Origin of the sequence: Mesorhizobium album, from assembly GCF_033977205.1 — a bacterium.
Classification (GTDB): Bacteria; Pseudomonadota; Alphaproteobacteria; order Rhizobiales; family Rhizobiaceae; genus Mesorhizobium; species Mesorhizobium album.
Map to the genome: position 1 here is coordinate 20,601 of NZ_JAVIIW010000067.1, position 8,140 is coordinate 28,740.

At 65.7% G+C, this 8,140-nt stretch carries 7 protein-coding genes; 2 read left to right on the forward strand and 5 right to left on the reverse strand.

Features of this window, described 5'->3' with window-relative positions:
• Positions 1-45: 45 nt before the first annotated feature.
• The 3 genes from RFN28_RS32325 to RFN28_RS32335 all read right to left on the reverse strand — a co-directional run bounded on the left by RFN28_RS32325 (position 46) and on the right by RFN28_RS32335 (position 3,686).
• A complete protein-coding gene (locus RFN28_RS32325; protein WP_320291216.1) occupies positions 46-408 on the reverse strand; it encodes a DUF1850 domain-containing protein in 363 nt (120 codons plus the stop codon).
• Positions 405-2,501 carry a TRAP transporter permease gene (locus RFN28_RS32330; RefSeq protein ID WP_320291217.1) on the reverse strand — a complete coding sequence of 699 codons (2,097 nt, stop codon included), beginning with the start codon at positions 2,499-2,501 and terminating at the stop codon, positions 405-407. Before RFN28_RS32330 ends, RFN28_RS32325 begins: the two co-directional genes overlap by 4 nt.
• A gap of 225 nt (positions 2,502-2,726) precedes the next feature.
• Positions 2,727-3,686: a TAXI family TRAP transporter solute-binding subunit gene (locus tag RFN28_RS32335; RefSeq protein ID WP_320291218.1), complete on the reverse strand. Its 960-nt coding sequence runs from the start codon at positions 3,684-3,686 to the stop codon at positions 2,727-2,729.
• 432 nt (positions 3,687-4,118) lie between these two features.
• Between RFN28_RS32335 and RFN28_RS32340 the strand changes: the two genes are divergently transcribed.
• On the forward strand, positions 4,119-4,481 hold the full coding sequence (locus RFN28_RS32340; RefSeq protein ID WP_320291222.1) for a YciI family protein: 363 nt from the start codon (positions 4,119-4,121) through the stop codon (positions 4,479-4,481).
• 10 nt (positions 4,482-4,491) lie between these two features.
• Entirely contained in the window at positions 4,492-5,742 is a 1,251-nt protein-coding gene (locus RFN28_RS32345) for an RNA polymerase sigma factor (protein WP_320291219.1), read from the forward strand.
• A gap of 265 nt (positions 5,743-6,007) precedes the next feature.
• On the opposite strand, the gene cysK is transcribed toward RFN28_RS32345, so the two are convergent.
• Together cysK and RFN28_RS32355 are read right to left on the reverse strand one after the other, a co-directional pair.
• A complete protein-coding gene (cysK, locus tag RFN28_RS32350; protein WP_320291220.1) occupies positions 6,008-6,988 on the reverse strand; it encodes a cysteine synthase A in 981 nt (326 codons plus the stop codon).
• 189 nt (positions 6,989-7,177) lie between these two features.
• Complete coding sequence (locus RFN28_RS32355) at positions 7,178-7,795, reverse strand: LysE family translocator (RefSeq protein ID WP_320291221.1); 618 nt, start codon at positions 7,793-7,795, stop codon at positions 7,178-7,180.
• Positions 7,796-8,140: the final 345 nt, after the last annotated feature.

Here is an 8,140-nt window from a genome sequence, read left to right on the forward strand (position 1 = left end):
TGCTTTAGGCCGTCGGCGGCGGTTGTGATCCGCTGTCTCGACCGGTCATGGTTCGCAAGGCTCGAGCACGATCGTTTCTCCCGCTGCCCTGCCCAGCTCGCGACAGCCTTTGGCCGTGCACAGCGTCCAGCCTTCCCCGGTTGCACCGGACGCCGCGAGCACCAGGCGCGGCTGAGGGCCGATCCGCGGCGCATAGACCCACCAGCCGTCGCGCAGCACCGAGCCAACGGGCGGCTCCATGCCGGCGCCGGAGCCCTTGACGCGTGCTTCGACGATCCGCAGGGCTGCCGGCGTTACCTTCCAGTCCTCCTGCCAGCGTGTCCGCTCCACCGAATGCGTCCAGGACAGGGTGAAGGCGGCCGTGGCCAGAACCACCGTTTTGCCGCCAGCAAGGATACAGAGGCTCACGCAGCGTCCCTTGCCGAAGCCTGGCGTGCGCGCCAGCAGTGCCAGCCGATCCACCCAAACGCCAGCACCCAGCCGGTCTCGTCGGTAAGCGGCAGCGCTGCGACCAGAAGCACACCTGCAGCGAAAGCGACGATACGTTCCCACCAGACCATGCGGCGGACGAGGAAGCCGACGGCGGCGGCGCCCCAGAGCACGATGCCCATGCAGGCCTTGACGACGATGTAGGCGACCTCGACCGGATAGCCGAACGAAGCGGCGATCGGGCCGGAATCCTGCAGCATCAGCGCCGGCGTGTAGACGGCCATGAACGGCACGACGAAACCGGCGATGGCGAGCTTTGTCGCCTGGATGCCGATCTTGAGCCCGCTTTCCCTGGCCATGGGCGCAGCCGCGAAGGCAGCCAGCGCCACGGGCGGCGTGAGATCGGCCATGATGCCGAAATAGAAGACGAACATGTGGCTGACCAGCAACGGCACGCCGAGCGACAGAAGCGCCGGGCCGGCGAGCGAGGAGGTGATGATGTAGTTGGGGATGGTCGGGATGCCCATGCCGAGCACCAGGCAGGTGAGCATGGTCAGCACCAGCGACAGGAACAGGTTGTTCTCGCCGATGGAGATGATCCAGCCGATGAAGGTCGAGGCGACGCCGGTCAGCGTCAGCGTGCCGATGACGATGCCGACGATGGCGCAGGCGATGCCGACGGGCAGCGCGTTCTTGGCGCCTTCCGCGAGCGAGTCGACACAGATGCGAAGCGTCTCGCGTCCGCCCTTGACGGAGAAGCAAGCGACGATGAGCGCCGCGATGACAAGGCTGAGCACATTGACGCCGAACCGCATGAAGGAAGCGGCGGCAAGCCCAAGCGCCAGCCAGAAGACGACGCGGAAGGCCATCGGACCGATCAAGGCGGCCAGCGGCGTGCCGAGGATGAGCACGATGGTCAGCGCCAGGCCCATGGTACCGGCGAAAATCGGCGTGTAGCCGGCAAAGAGCAGGTAGACGAGCACGGCAAGCGGCAGCACCAGCGGCCAGTGTTGCTTCACCGCGTCCCAGGGATTGGGCAGGTCGCCCTTGGCCATGCCGTGCAAGCCTGCTTTGCCGGCCTCCAGATGCACCTGCCAGAAACAGGCGCCGAAATAGAGCAGCGCCGGAATGATCGCCGCCTTCACCACCTCGGCATAGGCCATGTTCAGCGTCTCGGCCATGATGAAGGCGACCGCGCCCATGACCGGCGGCATGATCTGGCCGCCCATCGAGGATGTCGCCTCGACCGCGCCGGCAAAGGCCGAGCGGAAGCCGAAGCGTTTCATCAGCGGAATGGTGAATTGGCCGCTCGCCACCACATTGGCAACGCCGGAGCCGGAAATGGTGCCCATCAGCGCCGAGGAGAGCACGCAGACCTGGGCCGGGCCGCCGCGCCACGAACCGACCAGGCCGAGCGCGAAATCGTTGAAGAGCGCGATCATGCCGGCGCGTTCGAGAAAGGCGGCGAAGACCACGAAGATGAAGATATAGGCGGCCGAAACATAGACCGGCGTGCCGTATATGCCCTCGGTGCCATAGGCGAAGGTGTCGACGAGCTGGGCGAAATCGTAGCCGCGATGGATGAAGGGCGGCGGCAGGTGATTGCCGACGAAGCAATAGGCGAGGAAGATGAAGGCAATGACCGCGAGCGGCAGCCCCATCAGCCGCCGTGCCGCTTCGAAGACGAGCACCACCAGCACGGTGCCGACGATCAGGTCCGGCGTGGTGAGGAAGCCGGAACGGCGGATGAGATCGGTATAGAACACCCAATTGTAGAGGCCGGTGCCGAAGCCCAGCCCACCGAGCATCCAGAACGCGGCCTTCGCTGCCGTGCCGGTGGCGCGCAGATTGGCGATCAGGCCGAAGCCAAGCAGCAGCAGGAAACCGACATGCATGGCCCGCACCACCTGGCTGGGCAGACTGCCATAGGCGGCGATGTAGATCTGGAAGGCGGAAAAGGCGACGGCAATCAGGAAGGCCGCCTTGCCGGCAATGCCCTCGCCGAAGCCTGGCGGCAGGCCTTCGATAGGCTCTTCGACGGTCGGAGAAAGGACGGTGGGGGTTTCGGTCATTGGCGGGTTCCTGGCGACGTCCGTCCGCTTGAGGGGAGGGGAATCGCATAAGGTGCTCCCCTCACCCAGCCTCCGCTTCGCTCCGCTGACCTCTCCCCGAGGGGATAGGTGTTTGCCAGCGCTGGCGCCGGTCTCTTCTCCCCCACGGGGAGAAGGTGGCCGCGGAGCGGCCGGATGAAGGGGCGGCGCTGCGCTGTGCGATAGCCCTCCCCTCAAGGGGAGGCCTTACTTGATGAGCCCTTTTTCCTTGTAATATTTCTCCGCGCCGGGATGCAGCGGCACGGGCATGCCGACCAGCGCCTTGGCGGGATCGATCGCCTTGGCGGCGGCGTGGGCGGCGGCGAGCTGGTCGAGATGCTCGAACATCAGCTTGGTCATCTGATAGGCGGTCTCGTCGGAAACGTCGGCGCGGGTGACGAGGAAATTGCCCACCGCGGCGGTCGCGACATCCTCCGTCTGGCCCTCATAGGTTCCCTTCGGGATGACGACCGAAAGATAGGGCGAGCCGATCTTGGCCACGTCCTCGGCCGGGACGGCGACGACGTTGATCGGCACCGAGGTGGCGAGGTCGCGGATCGAGGCGACGCCGAGGCCCGCGGATTGCAGTGTGGCGTCGAGCTGGCGATTCTTGATCAGCTCGACCGATTCGGCGAAAGGCAGATATTCGACGCGCCCGAGATCCTCGTATTTCAGCCCGGCGGCAGCGAAGATGGCGCGGGCGTTGAGTTCCGTGCCGGAGGCAGGCGCGCCGACCGACAGGCTCTTGCCCTTGAGATCGGCGAGCGTCTTGATGCCGGAGTCCTTGCTGGCGACGATCTGAATGTAGTTGGGGTAGATGGCGGCAATGCCGCGCAGCTTATCGAGCTTGCCGGGGAAGCCGGCTTCCGTGTTGCCTTCGGCGGCGAGCTTGACGGAATCGCCGAGCGCAAAAGCGATTTCGCCCTTGCCCTGCTGCAGCAGGTTGAGGTTCTCGACCGAGGCCTTCGTTGCCTGCACCTGGGTGCGGGCGCCTTCGATACCCTTGCCGTAAATCTCGGACAACGCGACGCCGAGCGGATAATAGACGCCCGACGTGCCGCCGGTGAGTACATTGATGAATTCCTGCGCCCCGGCCGACATAGCGCCGAGGCCGAACGACAGCGCCAGCGCGCCGGCGGCAACAAGCTTGGTCCTGAAACTGAGCATCCTATTTCCTCCCTGAAACATCCGCGCCGCGCCGCCCCTCCCTGGCGCCGGCCACGGCGAGTTTAGACGGCAGCCGGGAAATGCCAACCCGCAATTGCAGACCTCCGGTTTCACATGACCGGAGTCCACCTTTTTTGGGATCAAGGTCCGAACCAACGGTTGAGTGGGTGCCGAATCAGGGCAATCGCTTCAGGTTGCGAATTCGTCTTCCGAGCGCCGGCGTTGCCGACGTCGACGATTGGTGGTCCTCGCTGCAGCCTGGAAACTATCGTTGGCCTGACGTGATTGCCCTGAGTGCCCAAAGCCGCCCGACTTGCGCTCTCCTGCGCAGGGGACGAAGATTTTTCCCGGCGCCTGTCGAAATCGGCCGTGGCCGCACGACTTTAGCTCGGTCCGCGACGATGCGGCCTTCGAGAGAAAACGGAGATGACCATGCGATACATGCTGTTGATCTACAATGACGAAGCCGCAATGGCGAATACGCCGCGTGATAAGGTTGAGCAGACCCTCGCGGCCTATGGCGCCTATACCGAAGCCCTGAAGAAATCCGGCGCGTACCTCGCCGGCGAAAGGCTGCGCCCGACCCAGGCGGCCACCTCGATACGGCTGGCCAACGGCAAGACCAACGTGCTCGACGGCCCCTATGCCGATACCAAGGAGCAGCTTGCCGGCTTCTACATGATCGAAGCGACGGATATCGACACGGCTATGGAATGGGGTGCGCGCTGCCCGGCGGCCAGCACCGGCACGGTGGAGGTGCGGCCGATCTGGGAAATGACCGACTACCTGTCCTAGAAATGTCCATATGACGGACGGTCGCTCGGAGATGGCGCGGGCGGCGGCCGAGGCGGCCGCCCGGCAAAGCTACGGCAAGCTGGTCGCCTACCTCGCGGCCCGCACGCGCGACGTCGCCGGCGCCGAGGATGCGCTGGCCGATGCCTTCGCCGCAGCGCTGGAGCGCTGGCCGAAAAGCGGCGTGCCCGAAAAACCGGAAGCCTGGCTGCTGGCGGTGGCACGCCGGCGCGACGTCGACGCCGTGCGCCGGCGGCTGACCGGCGAGGCGGCTCGCGGCCATCTGCAGCTGATTGCCGAGGAGGCGGAGGCGCGCATGATGAATGACGAGTTGCCTGACGAGCGGCTCAGGCTGATGTTTGCCTGCGCCCATCCGGCGATCGAGGCCAGCGTGCGCGCGCCGCTGATCCTGCAGACAGTGCTTGGCTTCGACGCCGCGGCAATAGCCTCGGCCTTCCTGGTCTCGCCGGCGACGATGGGCCAACGCCTGGTACGCGCCAAGAACCGCATCCGCGAGGCCGGCATCCCCTTCCGCGTGCCGGAACGGGCCGAGCTCGGCGAGCGGCTCGACGCGGTGCTGGAAGCGATCTACGCCACCTTTGCCGAGGGCTGGTCGGACCCGGCCGGCACCGAGACGCGCCGGCGCAACCTCGCCAGCGAAGGCATCTGGCTCGGCCGGCTGGTCGCGTCGCTGATCCCGGACGAGCCGGAGACGCTCGGGCTTCTGGCGCTGATGCTTTTCGCCGAAGCCCGGCGCGCCGCGCGGCGCAGCTCCGAAGGCGACTTCGTGCCGCTTGCCGACCAGGACACCGCATTCTGGGACGACAGGCTGATCGACGAGGCGGAAGAGCTGCTCAGGCGCGCCGCGCCCCGAGCAATCATCGGCCGCTACCAGCTGGAAGCCGCCGTGCAATCGGCGCATACGGCGCGACGGCTTAGCGGCAGCACCGACTGGGCCGCGATCCGCCAGCTTTACGATGCACTGATGGCGATCGCCGGCTCGCCGGTAGTGGCGATCAACCGCGCCGTGGCGATCGCCGAAGCCGAGGGAGCGGTAGAGGGTCTTGCCGCGCTCGACGCGATCGGCGACGACAGGCGGCTTGCCGAATACCAGCCTTACTGGGCGGCAAGGGCCGGGCTGTCAGCCAGGCTCGGCAAGACCGCCGAGGCCGCTGAAGCCTACGACCGGGCGATAGGCCTTGAGCGCGATCCAGCCTTGCGCCGCTTCCTGCAGGCCGAGCGGGGAAAGCTGATTCGGAATTGAGGGCGAATCTCCCCTTGAGGCCGGGCTGTCGCATAGGGTGCTCCCCCCTCACCCAGCCTCCGCTTCGCTCGGCTGACCTCTCCCCGAGGGGAGAGGAGATTGCCGGCGTCGGCGCCAGTCTCTTCTCCCCACGGGGAGAAGTTGGCCGCGAAGTGGCCGGATGAGGGGGGCCGGCGCTGCCATATGCGATTGTCCTGCCTCGAAAGGGAGATTTGGCGCGGCCAGATGAGGCGCGAAGGATCGCGACGATCGGCTCTCGGCGAGCCTACGCCCCCAGCCCGTCGAACAGGATCGTCGAGAGATAGCGCTCGGCGAAGGATGGGATGACCACGACAAGGTTCTTGCCCTTGTTCTCCGGCCGCGAGCCGACAACGATGGCCGCCTGCAGCGCTGCGCCCGAAGAAATGCCGACCGGGACGCCTTCGAGGCGGGCGACGAGGCGGGCATTGGCAACCGAATCCTCGTTCGAGACCCTGACGATCTCGTCATAGATCGTGGTGTCGAGAATCTTGGGCGCGAAGCCGGCGCCGATGCCCTGGATCTTGTGCGGGCCGGGCTGGCCGCCGGAGAGCACCGGCGAGGCTTCCGGCTCGACGGCCACGACATGCAGCGAGGGCTTGCGCTTCTTCAGCACCTGGCCGACGCCGGTAATGGTGCCGCCGGTGCCGATGCCGGCAACGAAGATGTCGACCTCGCCATTGGTGTCGTTCCAGATCTCCTCAGCCGTGGTGCGGCGGTGGATTTCCGGATTGGCCGGGTTCTCGAACTGCTGCGGGATGATGGCGTTGGGGAGCGTCGCGGCAAGCTCGTCGGCCTTGGCGATGGCGCCCTTCATGCCTTTCGGCCCTTCGGTCAGCACCAGCTCGGCGCCGAGCAGCGCCAGCATCTTGCGCCGCTCGACCGACATGGTCTCCGGCATGGTGAGGATCAGCTTGTAGCCCTTGGCGGCGGCGGCGAAGGCCAGCGCGATGCCGGTGTTGCCGGAAGTCGGCTCGATCAGCGTGGTCTTTCCGGGCGAAATCTTGCCGGCCTCCTCCAGCGCCTCGATCATGGCGACGCCGATGCGGTCCTTGACCGAGGCGATCGGGTTGAAGAATTCGAGCTTGGCCAGGACATTGGCGACGATGCCCTTCTCCTTCGCAAATTTATCGAGCCGCACCAGCGGCGTGTCTCCAATCGTCTCGGTGATCGAGTTGAAGATGCGGCCGCGGCCGGGGACGCGCGCTGAGGTGACGGGCTTGTTCATTGGTTTCGCTCCCAAGGCAATGGCATAGGCAAACAGAATAAGGCTTTCAGCCGCGCAAGATAGGCCGGCCGCCGAAAATATCCGAGTGGGGCGGTTGCTGAAAACCGCCCCGTGCCGGAATTGCATTTTCCGGATCGGCCCGTTTTCGGAATGGCTTGGCCGAAACGCCGGACCGGTTGATACAGGAGCCTATTGGCGCGCCGCTATAGCTGCGGCTGCGCCCATCATGAAGCCGGCGGCGGTGCGGTTGAGCGCCTTCAGCGCGCGCGGCGACTTGAGGAACCAGCGCGCCTTGGCGGCGAGCGCCAGGTAGGGCACCAGCACCACGAACAGCACGACGACCGTAAGCGCGGCCAGGATAGCGTAATCGGCCAGCGTGATCGTTTTGAGGTCGACGATGGTTGGCGTGATGGCGAGGTAGAAGATCATCGTCTTCGGGTTGCCGAGCGTGACCGTCAGCCCGGCGATGAAGCTTGCCACGAAACCGCCCTTGCCTTTGCGCGCCTCAATGTTCTCGGGCGAGATGCCGCTGGTCCAGAAGCGCCAGGCAAGGAAGGCGAGATAGGCGACGCCCGCCCATTTGATGGCGAGGAAGACCATGCCGAAGGTCTGCGCAACGAAAGCGAGGCCGAGCACGACGGCTGTGAGATAGGTGAGATCGCCGAGCATGAGCCCGAAGGACATCGCCAGAGACGAGCGAAAGCCGGAGCCGAGCGCGCGGGCGACAAGCGCCGTGACGCCGGGGCCTGGAATGGCAGCGGCGACGCCGAGGGCGGCGCTGTAGGCGAGAAATCCTGTCAGTGTCATGGCTGCGGGCCTGGCGTATGATTCCCCGAAGGGATCGATGAGGAGCAGGGCTTTTATCATGACGCCGCTTCGACGGTAATTCCCTCGCGGCGGGATTCGTTGCGCCAGCTCGACGGAGAGCTCGTTCCCTTGTTGGCAGACCGCGCACCTTGGAGATCGGCCGAAACGACCAATCCTGTCGTCATGTATGGACGGCCCCTTTTGGGCAAGAGGCAAAATGGCGACGACGGCGTCGGTCTGGAGCGGTCATGTATTCGGCCTTTCGTGCGGTCGATTGCGATGACCGCTGACCAGCAAGGGTTACGCGGATCGGGCTCCAATCATTCTAGCGCGCTTTGGAAGCGC